Source organism: Amycolatopsis sp. WAC 01416 (genome assembly GCF_003947485.1).
Classification (GTDB): Bacteria; Actinomycetota; Actinomycetes; order Mycobacteriales; family Pseudonocardiaceae; genus Amycolatopsis.
In genome coordinates this window covers 86,720-104,927 of the sequence record NZ_QHHX01000004.1, presented here as the reverse complement: position 1 = coordinate 104,927, position 18,208 = coordinate 86,720, and the positions used below count along the sequence as shown (strand labels likewise).

17 protein-coding genes and 1 pseudogene are annotated in these 18,208 nt (G+C 65.4%); 4 read left to right on the top strand and 14 right to left on the bottom strand.

Features of this window, described 5'->3' with window-relative positions:
* Positions 1-469: 469 nt before the first annotated feature.
* The 4 genes from DL990_RS14225 to DL990_RS14210 form a co-directional block, all read right to left on the bottom strand.
* Positions 470-895, bottom strand: coding sequence for a hypothetical protein (locus tag DL990_RS14225; RefSeq protein WP_125798977.1), 426 nt, complete (start codon positions 893-895; stop codon positions 470-472).
* A gap of 506 nt (positions 896-1,401) precedes the next feature.
* The gene (locus tag DL990_RS14220) at positions 1,402-3,009 is read right to left on the bottom strand and encodes an arabinofuranosyltransferase (RefSeq protein ID WP_125798976.1); all 1,608 of its coding nucleotides are present in this window, start codon (positions 3,007-3,009) and stop codon (positions 1,402-1,404) included.
* 317 nt (positions 3,010-3,326) lie between these two features.
* Positions 3,327-5,267 (bottom strand): FG-GAP-like repeat-containing protein, encoded by a 1,941-nt coding sequence (locus tag DL990_RS14215; RefSeq protein WP_233620473.1) that lies wholly within the window; start codon positions 5,265-5,267, stop codon positions 3,327-3,329.
* A 45-nt stretch (positions 5,268-5,312) separates the two neighbouring features.
* Entirely contained in the window at positions 5,313-5,798 is a 486-nt protein-coding gene (locus tag DL990_RS14210; protein WP_125798974.1) for a hypothetical protein, read from the bottom strand.
* 361 nt (positions 5,799-6,159) lie between these two features.
* Here DL990_RS14210 and DL990_RS14205 point away from each other — a divergent pair, with 361 nt between their 5' ends.
* Together DL990_RS14205 and DL990_RS14200 are read left to right on the top strand one after the other, a co-directional pair.
* Positions 6,160-10,044: a nucleic acid/nucleotide deaminase domain-containing protein gene (locus DL990_RS14205; RefSeq protein WP_158632622.1), complete on the top strand. Its 3,885-nt coding sequence runs from the start codon at positions 6,160-6,162 to the stop codon at positions 10,042-10,044.
* Positions 10,045-10,195: 151 nt separating this feature from the next.
* Positions 10,196-10,654 carry a hypothetical protein gene (locus DL990_RS14200; protein ID WP_125798972.1) on the top strand — a complete coding sequence of 153 codons (459 nt, stop codon included), beginning with the start codon at positions 10,196-10,198 and terminating at the stop codon, positions 10,652-10,654.
* A gap of 21 nt (positions 10,655-10,675) precedes the next feature.
* Here DL990_RS14200 and DL990_RS41480 read toward each other — a convergent pair whose 3' ends face one another.
* From DL990_RS41480 to DL990_RS14180, 6 genes are all read right to left on the bottom strand, one after another.
* The gene (locus DL990_RS41480) at positions 10,676-11,299 is read right to left on the bottom strand and encodes a site-specific integrase (RefSeq protein ID WP_199746381.1); all 624 of its coding nucleotides are present in this window, start codon (positions 11,297-11,299) and stop codon (positions 10,676-10,678) included.
* Entirely contained in the window at positions 11,299-11,601 is a 303-nt protein-coding gene (locus DL990_RS41475) for a hypothetical protein (protein WP_199746379.1), read from the bottom strand. Before DL990_RS41475 ends, DL990_RS41480 begins: the two co-directional genes overlap by 1 nt.
* A 61-nt stretch (positions 11,602-11,662) precedes the next feature.
* Positions 11,663-12,067 carry a hypothetical protein gene (locus tag DL990_RS41470; protein ID WP_199746377.1) on the bottom strand — a complete coding sequence of 135 codons (405 nt, stop codon included), beginning with the start codon at positions 12,065-12,067 and terminating at the stop codon, positions 11,663-11,665.
* A 92-nt stretch (positions 12,068-12,159) separates the two neighbouring features.
* Positions 12,160-12,393 (bottom strand): AlpA family transcriptional regulator, encoded by a 234-nt coding sequence (locus DL990_RS14190; protein ID WP_125799251.1) that lies wholly within the window; start codon positions 12,391-12,393, stop codon positions 12,160-12,162.
* A 17-nt stretch (positions 12,394-12,410) separates the two neighbouring features.
* Positions 12,411-13,121: a site-specific DNA-methyltransferase gene (locus DL990_RS14185; protein WP_233620472.1), complete on the bottom strand. Its 711-nt coding sequence runs from the start codon at positions 13,119-13,121 to the stop codon at positions 12,411-12,413.
* A gap of 136 nt (positions 13,122-13,257) precedes the next feature.
* The gene (locus DL990_RS14180; protein ID WP_255431351.1) at positions 13,258-13,449 is read right to left on the bottom strand and encodes a DNA methyltransferase; all 192 of its coding nucleotides are present in this window, start codon (positions 13,447-13,449) and stop codon (positions 13,258-13,260) included.
* 628 nt (positions 13,450-14,077) lie between these two features.
* Here DL990_RS14180 and DL990_RS41820 point away from each other — a divergent pair.
* A pseudogene (locus DL990_RS41820) lies at positions 14,078-14,275 on the top strand (cold-shock protein); the annotation flags it as partial.
* A 30-nt stretch (positions 14,276-14,305) separates the two neighbouring features.
* Positions 14,306-15,025 (top strand): cold-shock protein, encoded by a 720-nt coding sequence (locus DL990_RS42155; protein ID WP_370451346.1) that lies wholly within the window; start codon positions 14,306-14,308, stop codon positions 15,023-15,025.
* 347 nt (positions 15,026-15,372) lie between these two features.
* Here DL990_RS42155 and DL990_RS14170 read toward each other — a convergent pair whose 3' ends face one another.
* From DL990_RS14170 to DL990_RS14155, 4 genes are read right to left on the bottom strand one after another with little or no spacing between them, the layout of a single operon-like run.
* Complete coding sequence (locus tag DL990_RS14170) at positions 15,373-15,630, bottom strand: hypothetical protein (protein WP_125786890.1); 258 nt, start codon at positions 15,628-15,630, stop codon at positions 15,373-15,375.
* A gap of 17 nt (positions 15,631-15,647) precedes the next feature.
* On the bottom strand, positions 15,648-16,538 hold the full coding sequence (locus DL990_RS14165; RefSeq protein ID WP_125798970.1) for a diiron oxygenase: 891 nt from the start codon (positions 16,536-16,538) through the stop codon (positions 15,648-15,650).
* The gene (locus tag DL990_RS14160) at positions 16,535-17,416 is read right to left on the bottom strand and encodes a crotonase/enoyl-CoA hydratase family protein (RefSeq protein WP_125798969.1); all 882 of its coding nucleotides are present in this window, start codon (positions 17,414-17,416) and stop codon (positions 16,535-16,537) included. Before DL990_RS14160 ends, DL990_RS14165 begins: the two co-directional genes overlap by 4 nt.
* Entirely contained in the window at positions 17,406-18,005 is a 600-nt protein-coding gene (locus DL990_RS14155) for a TetR/AcrR family transcriptional regulator (RefSeq protein WP_125798968.1), read from the bottom strand. The genes DL990_RS14160 and DL990_RS14155 overlap by 11 nt, the downstream gene beginning before the upstream one ends.
* Positions 18,006-18,208 lie beyond the last annotated feature (203 nt).

The window sequence follows — 18,208 nt, the reverse complement described above, 5'->3', positions numbered from 1 at the left end:
AGGGCATCCCACGTTGGTTTGCTTACAGTAGGCCGTCACCGTGACGGTTGCCCCGGCCGCAGACGACGCGGACCGGCCGTATCCGTAAGGCGGTACGCGCACAGCCGAATTGCTGACGACCCTACCTAGGACCATGCTCGACGCGATCGACCTGCACAAATATAGAGTCCGGCGCACGCGAGCCCGAGAACGCAGGCCGGTGCAACGGCTTCCGCGGGTGATGCTGGCCATCTTCAAACGTGGCGTCGCTCAGCACTTCCTTCGCGACGCTCGTGTAGAGGTCCATCGTCACCTTGATCGACGAGTGCCGAAGCATGTGTTGGATCTCCTTGACACCGACTCTGCCTTGCCTCCGACGACACTCTGCGCTGGCGACCAGGCACGTCCTGACCGACCACGACGAGGTGTGCGCGATGACGATGAGCCGCACCGGCGACCGCGCGCCAGCGGGTGTTGTGCCGGGATGACATCACGGCTGCTCCAGGATGTTCAACGCCCGCTCGATCGGGTCCAACTTGGGGTTGCCCTTCCCGAACGTCTCGATCGCCCGGCAGCGCAGGTCGGTCAGCATGCGCACGGCGGCCGCGTGGTCGCCGTCCTCGTGTGCGGTGGTGGCTCGTTGGAGGGCCTCCGCGATGTCGGCTTCGGTGAGAAAGTCGCGCCGCCGACGCGCGCGGAACGGGTGGACGGATTCCGCGCGAGCCCGGGCTGGCACCTCGGGCGCGCGGACCGCCTCTGGGGTGCGATAGGGGATCGTAACGTCGGGCCGGGCTACCGGGTTGGGCTCGGGTGCGCCGAGCTCCGGCAGGTGCGGCCGCAGCACCGCGCGGACGTCGTCGATTCCCGGCCGGTCGCCGATGTTCCTCGCCAGCAACGCCAAAGTGAGCTCCTCCACCTCTGGAAGCACTCCGGTGGTGAACCGCGATGGCGTCCGATTCGACCTCTGCGGAGGCACGGCATTCGTCACGGACTGACGGAACAACACGATCGTGGTCGTCGCCCTCACGCCCGGCAGGTCCTGGCGCGGAATGCCTCTTCGCCGAAAGCACTTTCACCAGCGCTGCTCGAACCAACTCGGCGCCGATCCCCGGCACTTCTTCCGATCCGTCGACGATCTGCTCCGCGGGAGGTCAGCTGCTCGACGTCGAGCCAGTCGCAGTCGAGCACCCGGTCGGCAAGCTCCAGCTTTCCGTGCCGCTGGAGCAGCAGGATGCCAATCGCCTCGAGTACGACTCGTATCGTGCTGGGCCAGCACGATAGCTCCGGCCCTCCAGCCAGGCGGTCCGGGAGCAATCCAGTGATCGAAGAGCACAGCTAGACCATCCACGCCGTCGTCGCTTCTCACGAGTGATGCGATGCCAGGTCGAATCCTGTACGGAATGCAAACTCAGCGAGGCCTTGTCAGCCGCAGGTTTGTGCGTTCTCGGGGTTCCGGTCGTAGCGCAGTCCACTTCGGCCGACTGAGTGGATGAGGTTGTCCCAGAAGCGTTCGAAGGTCAGCGGCGCGCGGACGGAGTCGAGCATCTCCTTGGTGTGCGGGCAGCTCAGTGTCCTCTGAATCGCGTCGAGGTTGTCCTGTTTGTACTGGCCTCGTGCCGCCGCGGCCGCCGTCGTCTCCGCGCCGAGGCCGGCGACCTCCCAGTTGGACCCGGCGAACTTGCTGTGGCCGATCCGCCTGCCCGGCACGGTTGTGCTGTGCGCCGCCACCGGGTTGACGAGCCCGATCGAATCGTGCACCCACACGTCGAGCGGAAGCAGCATGCCAGGCCCACCGATGTTGAAGTAGCCGAGCACGTCACGGCCGTTCGCCGAGGGATACGCGACCCAGCCCGTCGACGGCGCATACACGTGAACGGCCGGGGCCTGCTGCGCGGCCAGCTGCATACGCGCCTCGTCGGTCATCTCCACGAACAACCGGAAATCCCGCGCCAAGATCGGGTGCTCGGTCCCGCTGGCCGCTACATAAGCGGCTCGCTCGTCAGCGATGACCTCTTGTTCGTCGATCGGCTCTTCCAGACCGGCATAAGGAGTCCGTAGCCAGCCACCGGCGACCACAGCCCAGACGGCGATCGCGAGGGCGGGCGCGAAGGTCAGCTTGATGACCCTGATCGCCATCACCGGCAGCAACAGGCAGAACGTCGCGGGAAGCAACATCCGCCCGTGCATGAAGTCCCCACCGACCCGGACGACATACGCCGCCAGCATCACGGCGCCCACCAGCGGTACGGCCACCAGCACCACCACCCGGCGGTTCACGGACTTCCGCCATACCAACGCGAACCCCGCGAGCAGACACGCGGCGACCGGGATCCACAGCAGGTACGGACCGGTGAAGTCACCGAAATATGCCCATCCGCTGTCCCACAGCGCCTCAGAAGCTTCCTTCACCAGCGCCGTGTTCGGCGTGATCAAGCCGTAGTAGCCCATCCTGAACACCTGATACGACACCGGAAGCACAGCTGCCGCGCCCACCAGAAGCAGCGTGGGCCGCCAAGCTCGCCAGGTGAGCACCAGCAACCCGACCATCGCGACCAAGCTGAACAAAGCGAGGTCCGGGCGGACGAGCGGACCCAGCCCGATGACCACCGCGGTCGACCACAGCGGACCGAACGGCTGCTCGGTACCGCGCCGCACCAGGAGCCACCAGGTCCCGCCGAGCCACAGGCTGATCAGCCCCGTCTCCAGGCCGGAGGTGGCGAAGTCACGAAAAGGCGGCAACGCCAGCACGACGAGTGCACCCGCCGGAAACACGAAGGTGGTCGAGGCAGGCCCGGCCAGCCGCCGGGCACCGTCGAGCGCCAGAAGCAAGCCGGCCGCCGAGAACACCAGCCCGACGATCACCGCGATCCACTCAAGGCTGACTCCGGGGATCCAGCCGACCAGCACGAGCACCACCGTCCACAGCGTGCTGGTGTTCGCCTCCACCCGCTCCCCGACGTTGAAGACCGGACCATTGCCCGCCAGAACCTGCCGGACCGTCCGCAACACGATCAGCCCGTCATCACTCATCCAGCGCCTCTGCCAGGCAAGGACCACAAAACCCAGGACAGTGGCCCCGATGGCGACCCAATTCCACGCGCGGACGCGGCCGCGAACGCCAACTCCGCCGGGTCTGTCCGACACGGCCTCGGATACCGCGGTAATCGTGCTCAAGTCATTCTCCAGGCAAGTGAAAAGAGGACAATCACCCAGAGTTCTGCGATGCGACAAACACTGTCCGCGCCTGGGCAAGACCCGTAAACGATCTTGCCTCACTCTATCGTGTACCGAAAACGGACCGGCGCCGGGCAGAGCAATGGATGCCCTGCCCGGCGCCGGCCGGATAATCAGAATCCGAGCGCGAAGGCCCTTGGTGCCGTCACCTCGTCACCGAAGGCGAAATCGCCATGCCAGAGAACGGAAGCACCCACGAACTTCGATCCATCGGACGCCCCGACATACACGTCCCCTCTCGTGCCGCGCGTGTAAGTGACAATGTCGGCCTTGCCGTCACCGGTGAAGTCACCGATCGCGGGCAACTCGGTCCCATAGGCGAAGTTGTCGTGCCACTTCACAGCATTCCCGACAAACCTCACACCGTTCGAAATCGCCACATAGACGTCGGCCCCCGTCCCCCGGGTGAAGACCGCGATGTCATCCTTGCCGTCACCATCGAAATCGCCCGACGCTGGGATTTCGCCACCGAACGCGAAGTCACCGTGCCACTGAAGGGAATCACCGACGAACTTACCGCCGTCCGAGAACGCGACAAAGACGTCGCCCGCCGTACCACGGGTGAAGCAGGCGATGTCATCCTTACCGTCGCCGTCGAAATCGCCCACCACGGGAATCTCGGCGCCTCCGGCGAACCGGCCGTGCCACTTCACCCCGTTGCCCACGAACTTCTTGCCGTCCGACAAGGCGACATAGACCGAAGCCGTCGTCCCACGCGTGAAGACCGCGATGTCATCCTTGCCGTCACCATCGAAGTCACCGACCGCGGGAATCTCCTCACCGAACGCGAAATCGCCGTGCCACTGCTGCGAGTCGCCCACGAACCTACCGCCGTCGGACAACGCCACATACACATCACCCAGCGTTCCCCGGGTGAAGGTCACAATGTCCGTTTTGCCGTCACCATCGAAGTCACCAGCGAGGGGCACCTCGTTGTTCGTCGCGAACCTGTCGTGCCATTTGACCGAATTGCCCACGAACTTGGCACCATCGGACACGGCCGCGAAGACGTCCGCCGTGCTGGTACGGGTGAAGACCGCGATGTCGTCCTTGCCGTCACCGGAAAAGTCACTCACAGTGGGGACCGGCGTGGTCGCCGAAACAACGCTGGACACCAACTCCACCCCACCGGCCAACGTCGTGACAACCCGGTAGTACCAGGTCTTCTTGGCCGGCAGCGACTTGTGCGTAAAGCTGGTCCCCGTCGTCGAGCCGATGCGACGAGCTTCAGCCACCGGAACCGTGGAGTCCTCCCCCGCATAGACCCGGTACGTCAACTGCCCCTGCCCCGATACCGGGGCCCATTTGACCGAGATCGCGTGGTCGACCGCCTTGGCCGTCGCGACGAACGTCTGCTGTCGGATCCACTCAGCGAGATCGTCGGTGCGCGTAGCCGTCGTGCCCTGCTGCGTCTCGGACACGGCAAGACACCCGTGTTGCCAGGAAGTGCTCACCACACCGGCCAGCTCCGCTCGGCCGGAAACCTCCCGGAACACCGCTCCCCCGGCGTCTCCCTTGCAGGCGTCCGCTCCGTTGTCCCCGGTGAGCGGGATCTCTGCCGCGGTCGGAGTACCGACGGCGAACAACGCCGAGTGCAGCTTGTCGGGCACCCACTCGGTCGCCGTACGGCCATAGCCCGCCAGCCGCAGCTTCTCTCCACTCGCGGCGGCGGCGCCCACGGAAACCGGTGTGATGTCGGTGATCGTCGTGTCGAGCCGCGCGAGCATCACCGCCCGGCTGGGGTGGACCACCAGGTTCGTGACCTTGGCGACCTTGCCCGTGGTGCCGGCGAGATTGGTCCGGCCCACGGTGACAGTGGCCGGCTTGACCGGCACACCGCCCTGCGGATTCCCGGCGAAACAGGACGCTGATGTGATGACCCATTCGGACGCCACCAAGGCCCCACTACAGGCCGCACCCTCTGTGTTGATCTTGGCCGCGAAGGCGTAGCTCCCGTCCGCAGTCGGAGCACCACCGGTGACGGCGTTCGCGGTCGCACTGGTCAGCAGGCTCCCCAGAACAAGAGTTGCGGACAATACGGACAGGCTGACCACTCTTGAACGATGCATTTGAAGTCCCCTCAGGTCAAGATGGCAGCGTCAGCCGACCACGTCGAGTTCGAGCAGCGTGGTCGGCTGGTTGTCCGGGCTTGCGCCGACACCAACCGGCGTGTTGCCGCTGGGATTCACGTCGACGACCGTGCGCTGACCGGCATCCGTCGTGAGCTCGGCCTTCGCCTTGTGCCCCGCCCCGGCAACCAGGCCGTCACCTCGGATTTCGAACACCGCGGGAATCTTCAACTCCAGATGCCCCGGAACACCGAGGACCTTGAAGCAGACTTGCCCGTTCTGCCCTACGGATTCCGTAGTACGAACCCGAATCAAGCCGATGTTTCCGTTGGCAGGAGTCGCGCAGTCCGCGAACACGATGTGACCATCACCGGAGACCAGCACAACTCCATACTGGGCGAGGATGCCATCGGCGCCCGGGTACGCGAAGTCTTCTACCACCGATTTCGGGCCATCAGCCTCGACTTGCCTCGGAAAAGTGACAGCACCGGCAGCCCAACCACCGATTGCTGTCATTGCAAATACTGTGGCGAGAATGAGCAAAAGCTTCCGCCTGAGAAGCACGGCGTTCAACCCCCATTCGATCGAGTACGTGCGGACACAGTGCCGCCAAGGGGTATCGGCGGCCAGGCTTGACCATTACCCACTTTTGACGTGATCCACAACACACTTTGCCACCTAGAAGCGGCCAGTAATCTGCCACTCAGACGCGCAAGCGGAGACGAGTGCGCCGAAAAGCCAACAAAAGGGGGAAATATGGCAATCGAAATTGATTCTCCGCGACTTCACTCGTGAAAGTGTCAACGTTGTCAACTCACAGAAAGTCGAATATTTGACAATGAGATACAGGCGAAGGCAAAGAGCCAGTCTGATTGCATTGCTGATCACCGCACTTCTAGCACATCTCTGTGTCACCCCGGCCGCAGGCGCTCCCGACGTCGGTGCAACACCGGAAGCTATAGTCTCAGTTCAGCAGAACTTGAGTTCACGCGCCAAGGTATTGATTCTTTGGCAAAGCGGCGGCAGTCAGGTCAAGGCGGAAGCGGAAAAGGCTCTGCTCGGCTCCGATGCCGAGGTTGAGGCGTTCCTTAACGACAATCTTGATCGACTCTCCGGACTGGATGACCGTATTGCGGTCAACCAGATCCTCGCGGCTGGCGGCCCGGCGGTAAAGAGCGCGGCGCAGAAGGCGTTGGATGCGGACGCGTCCGCGCTTCGCGCCTTTCTGAACACGGGATTGTCGGCCGCCTCGAACACTGACCTGCGGATTCGCGTTAACCAGATCCTCGCGGCCGGTGGGCCCGAGGTGAAGAAGGCAGCTCAGAAAGCGCTTGACGCCGGTACGGCTGAAGCGCTGAACGAATTTCTGCGTGTTACATCCGTACGTGCCGAAGCGAATGACCTGCGGATTCGGGTCAACCAGATCCTCTCGGCAGGCGGCCCGGCGGTCAAAGTCGCGGCACAGACCGCGTTGGACCGTGACAACGTTGATGCTCTCCGGTTGTTCATCGTGCGTGAGTGGGAAGTAGCCGAAGCGCGCGATCAAGAAACGGCCGGTATCGCTGAGCTGGTCGCCTCGGCCAAGGTCGCGGGGCGGCAGGCAGCGGAAGAAACGCAGGCTGCGAAAGATTCCGCCGAGAAGGCTCTCGCAGAAGCGGATCTGGCGCGTCAGGCGACCGAACTCGCTCAACGAGCGGCCGAAGCAGCCAAGGACAACGCCGCAGGCGCAGCAGTCGCGGCAGGACAAGCCGCAGACGCGGCCAACCGCGCCGCGAGCGCGGCAGTCAGCGCGATCGGGGCGGCCAACGCGGCATCAGCGGCAGCCCGCATCGCGGCGAACGCGGCCACACGAGCGGCAGCGGCGGCGGTCAAGGCGGGAAGATCCTCGTCGACCGCGTGGCACTTCGCAGCGGCCGCCCGCACGGACCGGGGACGTGCTGGCGACGCCAGCAAGGCCTCGATCGATGCCGCTGACGCCTCACGAAACGCACAGCAAGCCGTTCAGGCACTCGACCTCGCCCAAACAGCCCTGGGGAAAGCGAAGGAAGCCGTCGACGCGGCCGGTTCAGCAGGGCAAAACGCTACCAAGTCGGCCGACGCGGCAAAGGAGTCCGCCCGCTGGGCACGTAGCGCGGGTGCAGACGCGTCCAAGGCCGAAGCCGCAGCAGCGGAATCCCGTCGACAAGCGGATCGAGCCAACCGCGCAGCCGCATCCGCACGGGCCTACACAGTTGAGGCCGCCGCAGCAGCATCGGTCGCGCGGGATCTGGCGCTCCGGGCCGCATTCGACGCAAGTATCGCCGCAGCGGCCGCCGAAGATGCGGCAGCTCACGCCGGTGAAGCCGAGAACGCCGCCCGGCTCGCCACCGAGCACGCGAACGCGGCCAGCGCAGCAGCGCAGACAACCCTTGAAGCCGCGGCCCAGGCCAAACGGCTCTACGACGCCGCCCGCAAGGCCGACGACGAACGGATCACCCTTCTCGCGGAGCAGGCGACCGAGTCCGCCCGAAAAGCGGCCGCCACGTATGACCGCGTCGGGCTGACCCGAAAGTGGAACGCGGCCCAAGAAGAGCAGCGTGACACTGAGACCAAGCAACTCTTGCAGGCGGCCAGCGCGCCGGATGCCGACCCAACCCTGGTAGTGACCAACGGACGCCAGGTCGCGCTGCGTCTGGTGACCGTCGGGGGTTCCTGGACGAAGGCCGCTGCGGAAGGCGCTCTCGCCGGCACTGAGCCGGAAGTACGGGAGTACATCAAGGCAGGTCTCGCGCGGGCTGCCGCACTTGATGACCGGGACACGATCCGTGAGCTGATCGCGGACGGCTCTCCTGCCAAGAAAGAAGCAGGCGAGCGGGCTCTGGCAGGTACCGATGAGGACGTGAAACGGTTCCTGGCGTCACCGACCTACGCTGGTCAGGATGCCGAGTACCGGATCATCGTCAACCAAGCTTTGGCCGCCGCTCGTCAGCGTGGCGATGCCACGGTCGCCGCCGCCGCACAGAAGGCACTAGACAGCCAGGACATCGCGGCGTACCGACAGTTCCTCGACACCGGGCAGAACATCGCCCGCGAGAGCGACGACCGGATCGCACTCAATCAGCTCATCGCCAATCCGGCGATCGGCCCGGAAGTGCGGATGCTGTCCCAAGCCGCGCTGGACGGCTCACCTGATCTCATCCGTGTCTATCGTGAAAGCGGTCAATATGTCGCCGCCCGCCACGACCGAGAGGCAGCAGCACACCAAGCCGCTGTCGCCGGGATGGTGGCCGAGATCACCTCGGTCGCTGCCACCGCCTCGCAAAACGCCGAAACCGCCCAAGCGGTCGCGGCCACAGCACGAAACGCCGCAGCCGAAGCCACCGACCACGCGAACCGCGCCAAAGGCTTCGCCGACGACGCACTCGGCCATGCGCAACGGGCGCGAGAATCCGCCAAGCAAGCGGAGGAATCCGCTCGCCAGGCCGCTCAATCGGCAGCCGTGGCGCAACAAGCCGCAACCCGCGCCTCACAATCCGCAGTAAGCGCGACCCGCTCAGCGATCTCCGCCAGGGGCTCAGCCAACATTGCGTTCCGCCACGCACGAAGCGCCGAGAGCGCCGCACGTGCCGCATACCAGGCGGCAAAGGACGCGGGCGCCGATGCCAATGCGGCTGTCGCCGCCGCTAACGATGCCCGACAGAAGGCGATCGACCGGGCGAACAAGGAGATCGCCGACGCCCGGGCAAAGTTCGAGGCCGACGCCAAGAAGGCTTGTGAAGCCGTACCAGCCGGTCCGGACCACGACGACTGCATCAACCGGGCCAACCGGATGGTCGCCGACCCCAAGGGCGAATCCGAACGCAATGTCGCGATCTGCAACCAGTTCAAAGGACACAGCGAAGAAGCATTCAACAACTGCTTGAAGGGAACCTACAACCCAGCTCTCACATACCTGATCAACAAGGCGATCGCCGATGCACAAGACGAGGCGGACACCGAGCAATTCTGGATCACCGCCGGCGTCATCGTCGCCACCGTCGCACTCGTCGCCGTCGGCTTGTACTGCGCCGAGGTCTGCACCGCACCAATGATCGCCGGGCTAGCCGGCCTGGAAGCAGGCTTCCTCGCCGAAGCCGCCGGCGCAGGGCTCCTCATCACCATCGGCGCCGACCTCGCCACAGGATTTGCAGCCGAGGCGCTACTTGCCTCCCGAGTCGCCGCACTCAGCGACGCAGCTTTCCTCAGCGGAATCGCGGTACGGACAGGCTTGGCGCAACTGGATCTAAGCTTTATCCGCAACGGGTTCAAGAACTGTGCCCGGGCGACCGCCCGATCATTGAGCGCGGTCACCAACTCAAATCTATGCCTTATCCCAGTAAAATACGATAGCTGGGGAGATGAACTCGCCGACAAGGCTTTCGAGTATCGCCGCAAAATCGCGAACATGAGCCCTGGCATAAATGTCGCAGTCGCCAAAATTGATGGCTGGGTCGACCCGATCCTTGGCCCAGGCTACATTGCGACAAGGAGCAACGATTTAGGACATTCCGAGGAACAGATAATAAATGCGCTTAAAGCAAAGGGTTTTGACCCCAAGGATATTCTCAAAATCTTCACGGAGAGATCGCCGTGCCCCACGACATGCGGTCCACTTCTCGAAGAATCACTAAGGGAAGGAACGCCGGTGAGCTACGCTGTTCAATATCTCGGCAACGACTGGAAAAATGAAATATCAATGCTTCAAAGTCTATTGAGAATCAGAGCTTCCGGAGGAAGGTACTAGGGAAGCACGCCTCCAGCCCGTTTGGAGGTTCCCTACCAGCTGTCACCCTCAGTGCGTCGACGTCAGGATCCTAACGATCTGGCGTCGACGCCTCCCCTAAATCACTGTGCTAACATTTAGCTACCCCAAGCTTTAAAGAAGCGGAGTATTCGTGATCAACCCTTTCCAGCTCAAGAAGCAGTCATTGATCGAGAACAATATGGATCTCGTCGCACCACCCAAAGTTGTCGAATCCTGGAAGGACCTCGCCAACAAAGTTTGGCAAGAGCTTGTCGATATTGGATTTTCTGCATCTGTAATTGCCGAAGGAGATGAGTTCCCGTCGACTGCAGGAGTGGTTGTACGGATACACAAACAGGACCCCTATGGGGTTACGCTTGAATGGCACGCTCCAGTGGTGGACAGTGAACAATATCAGAGGGAAGTGTTAGAGCAGGTTCACAAGCCAGCCGTAACCAGCCGACTTATTCGCCACGTCTCCGAAGCCAAAGAAATAGCAACAAAGGCCGCCTTCGACGTCCTCAAAGATGCAGGATTCCAGACCATGATGGATTATATTGAACGGGGCGGCTACTACTATCGTGTGCTGTCCACGCCGGCCGACCAGTAGTTTACCTGAAATGAGCCCAAGCTATTGTGGTGGGCTCCTGGGGATGAGTTTGGCCGTCGCCTCGGCCTCTGCGAGTGCGATCTCGGGCAGGACAGTGGTGTAGGTATCCATGGTCACGGTAATTGACGAGTGCCGGAGCATGGCCTGCACGACCTTCATGTCGGCACCGGCGGCGAGGGCGAGCGTGGCGGCGCCGTGCCGAAGGTCGTGTAAGCGGATGGGCGGCAGCCCGGCTTGGCGGACGATCTCGTAGAACCGCTCGGTGACATCTGCTGGATGCAGAGGGCTCCCGTCCGGCTGAGTGAACAGCAAACCGCTGTCGACCCACGCGCCGCCGAGCCTGGCCCTATCCGCGTCCTGGCACGCGATGTGCTGGCGCAGGACGAGGACGGTGTTCGCGTCGAGCGCGACCAAGCCCTCCGACGAAGTGGTCTTCGGCGCTGACTGGCCGGTCTCCCAGCCGTACTGCACGATCTGGTTCGCTACTTCCAACGACGCCGCATCCGGATACGTGTCCGCCCGGCGTTGTCCGCAGGCCTCCCCCCGCCGGAGTCCGACATGAGCGATCAGGTGGTAGAGCGGATACAGCGGGTCGTTCACCGCGGCGTCCAGAAACTGGCCGGTCTGCTCCGGTGTCCACACCATCACCGGCGACGGGATCTCTCCCGTGAGCTTTCCAGCGCAGGACGCGATCCGCCGTCCATACCTTCGCCGTTGGCCGGGGGCAACTCGACCAGCGATGCCACGTTCACCATCAGCAGGCCTTGCTTCACCGCGGGGCTGAGCACCGCCCGCAGCGTTTCCCGGATTCGTCGGATCGAGGTCGGCCCGACCGGACGTTGCCATTTCACCGCCGCGATCTTCAGCGGATCACCGCTGTTCCGGTACTCGGCGATGCGGTCGTTGTGCTCCACGATCGCGTCGAACATGCTCTCCAAGTGAGGCACGCCGAGCTTGTCCCTACAGATATGGCCGAGGTGCGGTCGCAGGTAGAGCCGGACATGCGACTCATACGACCGGTAGGTGTTGCGGCTCCGACTTTTCTTCTTCAAGGCGAGAAACGCCGTGAACACGTCGCCGGACGTCGTCCACCTCCGGCAACTTCTGCTTCTTCGCGACCACGGTGGCGATCACGTCACCGATCTTCCGTCGCGTGTCCTCGTCGTCGTCCTCGGCGATCGCGAGCAGATCCCGGACATGGTCAAGTTCCTCTTGTGCCTTGGCCGCCGACTCGAAGCCACTTCGGCGGCGGGGACGCCGTGTGCCCTTGGTGTCGGCGAGTAGCTCGATCCGCCAGCACCACTGGCCGTGACGGTGCTGAGTCAGCTTGGGACAATTGCTGCCCAGCTCGCGATTGTTGTTGTCCCGGCAGGAACAACGCTTGAAGACCGACCCCATCGGTATCTGTGCCACCGGTCGTCCTCCTTTCTGTTCGGTTGAATCAGCGGGTTCACACGATGCTCGCGCTGACCACGCCGCTCGGGAAAGCCCGAGAAGTGACGAATTCACCTGATGGATGGATCAACACCCAGCGCGCGCAGGAGCCCGGTGGTGGGCACGCGGTACTCACCGCCGACGCGCAACAGCGGGCAGGGAAAGTCATCGTTGCGGGCCAGGCCGTAGGCCGTGGTCCGGCCGATCCCCAACGCACGTGCGGCAGTCATCAAATCGACAACAGCGGGCAGCGCCGCGACCTCGTCCAAGGTCAACGACGTGAACCTTTCGGCATCCGGGTTCACGACTCCTCCAGGAAGCCCTAGCCGGCGCCGGGCCAGGGCATGGCACTCGGGAGCCAGATCAATCCCGATAAACGAGCAGCCCTGCGCGAGCGCGGCAATACCGGTCGTCCGCTACCGGAAAAGGGATCGAGCACGACGCTGCCATCCGGGCATCCGAGCCGCACACAGCGGCGGGCGACCTCCACGGTTCCCGCCGCGCGATGCCCCGTGCGGCCGCGGTCCGCCGCGACCGTCCAGACATCCGACTCCACTCCCGCGGCATCAACTCCGCGGAACCAGTGCTCACCGTCGCGAGCGAAGAGGAAGACCGACTCGTAGCGCTGGGAAAACCGGTCCCGGACACTCTCCGGACGCCCGTTGGTCTTCGCCCACACCACCGCGTTCCGCAACACCCAGCCCCGGTCCTGCAAGGCGAACGCGACACGCCACGGGACCCCGATCAGATCCTTCGCGCGATACCTCGACTGGGGCGGCCGGTGCACTCCGTATGCCTGCGCCGAGCGGACTGCCGCCGTCCGGGCAACGGACCCGCGGGCGACGTAATTCCCCCACGAGCCACCGAAGCTGTCGGCGAGATCCAGCCATGCCGTCCCCACCGGTGTCAGCACCCGCCGGACTTCGTCGAAGACATCGGCGAGCCGCTCGACGTACTGTTCGATCGTGGGCTCCGCGCCGTGCTGACCGTTGACCCGGTAGTCGCGCAAACCCCAATACGGTGGAGACGTCACCACGCAATCCACCGACTCCGCGGGCATGGCGGCAAGGACTTCCCGAGCGTCCCCCAGGCACAGCCGAACACGATCCCGGTCCCATCAGCGAAGGCGGCAGGGCTGTGTCGCCCCTGACTGGTCGGATGCGGGTCCGTCATGCCGCGACCTCATCTTCACCGGCCGTCAGGCCGAGCCGGCGGAGGCCGATGTCGTGAAAATCCGGGTTGAGGTCGATACCGATGTAATTCCGTCCGAGCTTCCTCGCGGCCAGACCGGTGGTGGCGGCGCCACTGAACGGGTCGAGCACCACACCGCCGTCGGGGCATCCGGCGGCGATGCAACGCATGGGGGCGTACATGGCACACCGGACAGGGTTGCGAGCACCTCGAGGTCATGCATAATCGAACCTTTGTTCGATAGCTCCACGTCGGACTCCAGGCGGAGGTCCGCGGCGAACTCTCGATGTGGAAGGTCAGCACGACCGGCTACTGGTTCGGCTGGGTTCAGTTCATGATCAATGAGGGGCGCGGCGGCGCGAGGGCAGGTCAGTGGGTTCCGGGGTACGCGCTCCGACCGCGCGACGAGAGCCACTAGCGCCGAGGTCTGGGGCGAAGAAGCCAAGAGGTGTGGGCTGGGCACGTCCCGTCAGCGTGCGTGGACCGGCCGATAACCACTCTCCGGAGGTCTCGGTTAAGGGCCGTGTAGCGCTGTAGTTCCCCTGCGAACGGCAAAAGTATCGGGGTCGCGCCATGGGCCCGGCGCGGGTTCGGCAGACATTGGAGCCTTGCGGGATCTTGGTAACGCCCATCTGGCGTGCGGCGACTTAGACCAGGTCTCAAACTCGGCGTGTCGCTAGGTGAACCAACGGCCCGCCCCTGGCTCCGCACCGCCCGCCTGTGGGCCCGGCCCGACGGACCGGAGGTCTGTCAGGGAGACTGGGGGCCAGTGCCCGCCCTCTCGACCTGGAGCCTTTTATGCCGCAAGGGACCGTCCGTTGGTTCGACGCCGAACGGGGTTTCGGCTTCCTCGCGCCCGAGGACGGCTCGCCGGACGTGTTCGTGCACGCCTCCGAGATCGTCGGGGACGGCGGCGCGAAAGTGCTCCGCGAGGGTCAGGCCGTCGTGTTCGAGGTCGGCGAGAACGACCGCGGGCCCCAGGCGCTGCGCGTTCGCGTCACCGCCGATGCGGCCACCGGCAGCGCCGTGGGCCTGCTCGGCACCGTCAACTGGTACGAGCCGGGCAAGGGGTACGGCTTCGCGTCGCCGGACGGCGGCGGCGCCGACATCTTCGTGCACAGCTCCGCCATCGTGACCGGCGGCGTGGTCACCGAGGGGCAGCGGGTGGCCTTCCTGATCGTTGAAGGCGAGCGCGGCCCGCAGGCCGAGCACGTGATCCCGCTGGGAGCAGGGGCCGGCTCACCCGCTACGGCTGGTATCTCCGACGATGCCGACGGCACGGTGGCCTGGTACGACGAGGACAAGGGCTTCGGCTTCATCAACCCCGACTCCGGTGCCGGGGACGTCTTCGTTCACGCCCGGGCCCTGGCCGAGGGGCTGACGTGGCTCGCGGAGGGCGACCGCGTCGCCTACGAGGTGGCCAGTGGAGACAAGGGCCCGCAGGCCCGCGACGTGCACCTGGTCCGGGGCACCGAGCCCCAGACGGCGCCGCAGCGGTCGGCACCTGCCGCGGCCGCAGGGCCGGCGGCGCGGGACGTGCCCGTACGAGGCGGCGAGGGCGTCGTCGCGCGCTACGACAGCGACCGCGGCTTCGGCTTCATCACCCCGGACGCAGGCGGCGACGATCTCTTCGCCCACGCGTCCGTGATCATGGGATCGGAGCCGCTGCAGAAGGGTGACCGGGTCCGGTACGCGGTGCGTCAGAGCGACCGGGGCCCGCAGGCCGACCGCATCGAACGCCTCTGAAAAGGCGGCCCCACCGACGGCTGATCACTTCCCGACGAGAGTGCTCGTTCATCCCCGTCGATGGTGCCGTCAGCAACGCGGCTGCAGCCTCCTCCAGGAGCCCCGTCAATTGCCCTTCAGGCCGGATGAGACACAGACCTCGGGCCGCCCCGGCCTGGTTCGCTGTCGCTTCGGCGCTGGCCATGGGCGAGCGACGGAAACACCCTGAGGTTCGCCGTGCACGGTCACCAGATCGAGCACCACCCCGGAATATGCGTACGACTGGGGTAAAAGTCATACCGGGCCAGCGACGTTGATCGTCCACCCAGAACGGATACCGCCAGTGACGGTGGCTTCATCCCGGCACGTCAGCGCCGGGCGAGGACTCGCTTCGCCAGCCAACCGGCGTAGACGGCCAGCCCGGCGAACCCGGCCTTCCGGGTGGGGCGGGCCGCGATCGCCAGGCCGATGGCGACTTCGGTGGCGCCGTTGCGATAGGTCCAGTTGCGGACGTCGTCGGCGAAGGCCATCCGCGTGACGGGTTCGAAGGCCGCCGGAGCGGCGAAGTGGGCGAGACCGGTCGCGGCGATGCCGAGGCCGAGGACCTGGCCGGTGCGTGAGGACATGGAGTTGCCTTCCTTGTTCAGTCGAGGACGCCGGCGCGGCGCCAGAGCCGGCGGCTCGGGCCCCCGATGAGGCCGATCTCGGTGAAGTGTTCGACGGCCTTGGCCGCCCACGACGCCTTGGTCCGACGCCAGTGCGGATTCGCGGCGGCGACCTGGCGGGCTTCGCGGGGGTCGAGTCCGACAGCGGTGTATGCCTTGGGGTGCAGCAGCTCCGAAGTCGCGACGTAGGCCATGCCGGCGATCGCCCAGCGGATCAGTTCGCGGCCGACGCGGCCGTGCCTTGCCCAGGCCCGGCCCAATTCGTCCTTCGCGAAGCTGATGTGGCGTGCCTCTTCGATGACGTGGATCCGGGAGATCATCCGGATCATCGGTTGCAGGCTGGAGTCACGCATCATCTCGCGCTGCATGCCGTCGGCGAGTTCTTCGACGTAGATGGCGCCGGCGAACAGCAGCGCCGGACCGCAGATCGCGCCGAACACCTTGCCCGCGCGGTGCGCCGAGCGGCTCGGGCGCCGCACGACGCCGCCACTCTTCTCGATCGAGCGGGCGAACATGGTGCTGTGACGGCATTCGTCGGCGATCTCGGTGAGCGCGTACTGGGCGTTGTGGGTCGTCGGATCGCTGTTGTAGACGTGCCGCACGAGGCCCTGCATGAGGATCAGCTCGAACCAGATACCCGACGCCGCGGCGGCCGCGGCCTCCTGACGGCTCAGCTCGGCGCGCCGGCTTTCGTCGAGACGCTCCCACAATTCGGTGCCGTACAAGGAACATCGTTCCGGGGCCTTGCCGTACGCCCCGTCGACCAGCGGTGCCAGCCAGTCGACGTCGACGTCCGGGTCGTAGGAAAGCCGTGCGGAGGAGCGCTGCAGGCGCTCGGCGACACGTTCGCTTTCGGCGTTCGCGGTCAAGACGACCTCCTCGGATCCGTGTGCTCGGGCAGCGGTCCGCCGCCGTCCGGGATGACCTGTCCGGAATCGCGGTAGGCCACCGCCTCGTGGAAACCATCGCGTTCGGCGAATTCGCGGAACCAGCGGCCTTCCGGGGTGTGCCGGGTGATGCCGTCGAAAAGCGTCGCGAGCGTCTGCGTGCCGGAGAGGCCCATGTTGTCGTAGGCCTGGTTGATCATCAGCTTCTGCATCACCAGCTGGTTCGTCGGCACGCCGGCCATCCGATCGGCCAGCTCCTCGACGGCGGCTTCGAGCCGCCCGGCTTCCACCGCCTCGAGCGCGAGTCCCCACTCCGCCGCGGTGGTGCCGTCGATGGTGTCGCCGGTGAGCAGCATCCGCTTCGCGCGCTGAGTGCCGACGCGGTAGACCCACATCCCGGTCGTCGGGCAGCCCCACACCCGTGCGGGCGGATAGCCGATACGCGCGTCGGCCGCCATGATCAGCACGTCGCACGACAGCGCGATGTCGCTGCCGCCGGCGATCGCGTGTCCCTGCACCTGGCAGATGGTGGGCTTCAGCGAGCGCCACAGGCTGAAGAAGTCGTCGGTGTTGCGCTTCATCACCCGGTAGTCCTTGACCGGATCCCAGACCGGGCCCTGGTTCCAGCGGCCTTCGGCGTCTTCCTCCGCGAACTGTTTGAGGTCGTATCCGGCGCAGAAGGACCGGCCTTCGCCGCGCACCACGATCACGCGGACCGCGTCGTCCTCGTTCGCCCGCTCCACGGTTTGCCGGATCTCGCGGGGCATGACGTCGTTGATCGCGTTGAGCCGCTCGGGACGGTTCAACGTCAGATAGGCCTTCCGGTCTTCGACGCGGTAAGTGAGCGTCTCAAGCTCCATCGGAGCCTCCCAGCGCCCGAAGGGTGAACGTGACCAGATGCTGGATCGTGTCCGGTCCGCTTTCCCCGGCCAGCGGCCCGACCAGCATTTCCGCGCCCGCGCCGACGAGCGCCGCGGCGGTCGCTTCCGCGTCCTGTGGCGGCAGCAGTCCTTTTTGGACGCCGTCGGCGATGTTCCTGGCGATGACCTCGCGGAACGCGCGGCGGAAGACCAGCCGTTCGGCCTCCACCACGGCGTCGACCGGTTCGGCCAGCAACGCGTACGCCAGCCTCGGTGCCTTCAACGCCCGGCCGGCGAAGGTCTCGATCACCGCGACCACCCGCTCCCGGACGTCGCCTTCGGACGCGGCGGCTTCGACGGCGTCGACTTCCCGGGAGACCACCTCGCGGAAGACCTCGACGACGAGGTCGGCCTTCGACGGGAACTGCCGATACACACTGCCTGTGCCGACCCCCGCCCGCGCCGCGACCGCGGCCATGGAGCAGCCCGCGTAGCCGGTCTCGGCCAGCAGCGCGATGGCCGCGACCAGGATCTCCCCTCGCTGGGAGTCCAGTCTTGCCTGCGTCTTCGGGGTGCGTCGGTAGGGCACGCCAAAGAGTGAAGCACGGATTCCGCACTTCAGCAACGTTGCCTCGTGAGGGGTGAGGACGGTTAGAACCGAGGGTGTCTCAGGTACCTACGTGGGTTCCGGCTGCGGTTGATGCCAGGCCCTGGTCCGTGGGGATGTCGTGAAGGGCCCCTTTGAGACGATGATCGTCTCAAAGGGGCCCTTCACGACACGCCGGTCCGCCT

What these genes read in the sequence shown, in the direction of transcription:
- DL990_RS41480 (WP_199746381.1), bottom strand. Translation starts at nt 11,299, where the DNA reads ATGGTGTGGACACCGGAGCAGACCGGCCAGTTTCTGGACGCCGCGGTG.
- DL990_RS14220 (WP_125798976.1), bottom strand. Translation starts at nt 3,009, where the DNA reads ATGAGTGATGACGGGCTGATCGTGTTGCGGACGGTCCGGCAGGTTCTG.
- DL990_RS14170 (WP_125786890.1), bottom strand. Translation starts at nt 15,630, where the DNA reads ATGTCCTCACGCACCGGCCAGGTCCTCGGCCTCGGCATCGCCGCGACC.
- DL990_RS14180 (WP_255431351.1), bottom strand. Translation starts at nt 13,449, where the DNA reads ATGCGTTGCATCGCCGCCGGATGCCCCGACGGCGGTGTGGTGCTCGAC.
- DL990_RS14210 (WP_125798974.1), bottom strand. Translation starts at nt 5,798, where the DNA reads ATGACAGCAATCGGTGGTTGGGCTGCCGGTGCTGTCACTTTTCCGAGG.
- DL990_RS14160 (WP_125798969.1), bottom strand. Translation starts at nt 17,416, where the DNA reads ATGGAGCTTGAGACGCTCACTTACCGCGTCGAAGACCGGAAGGCCTAT.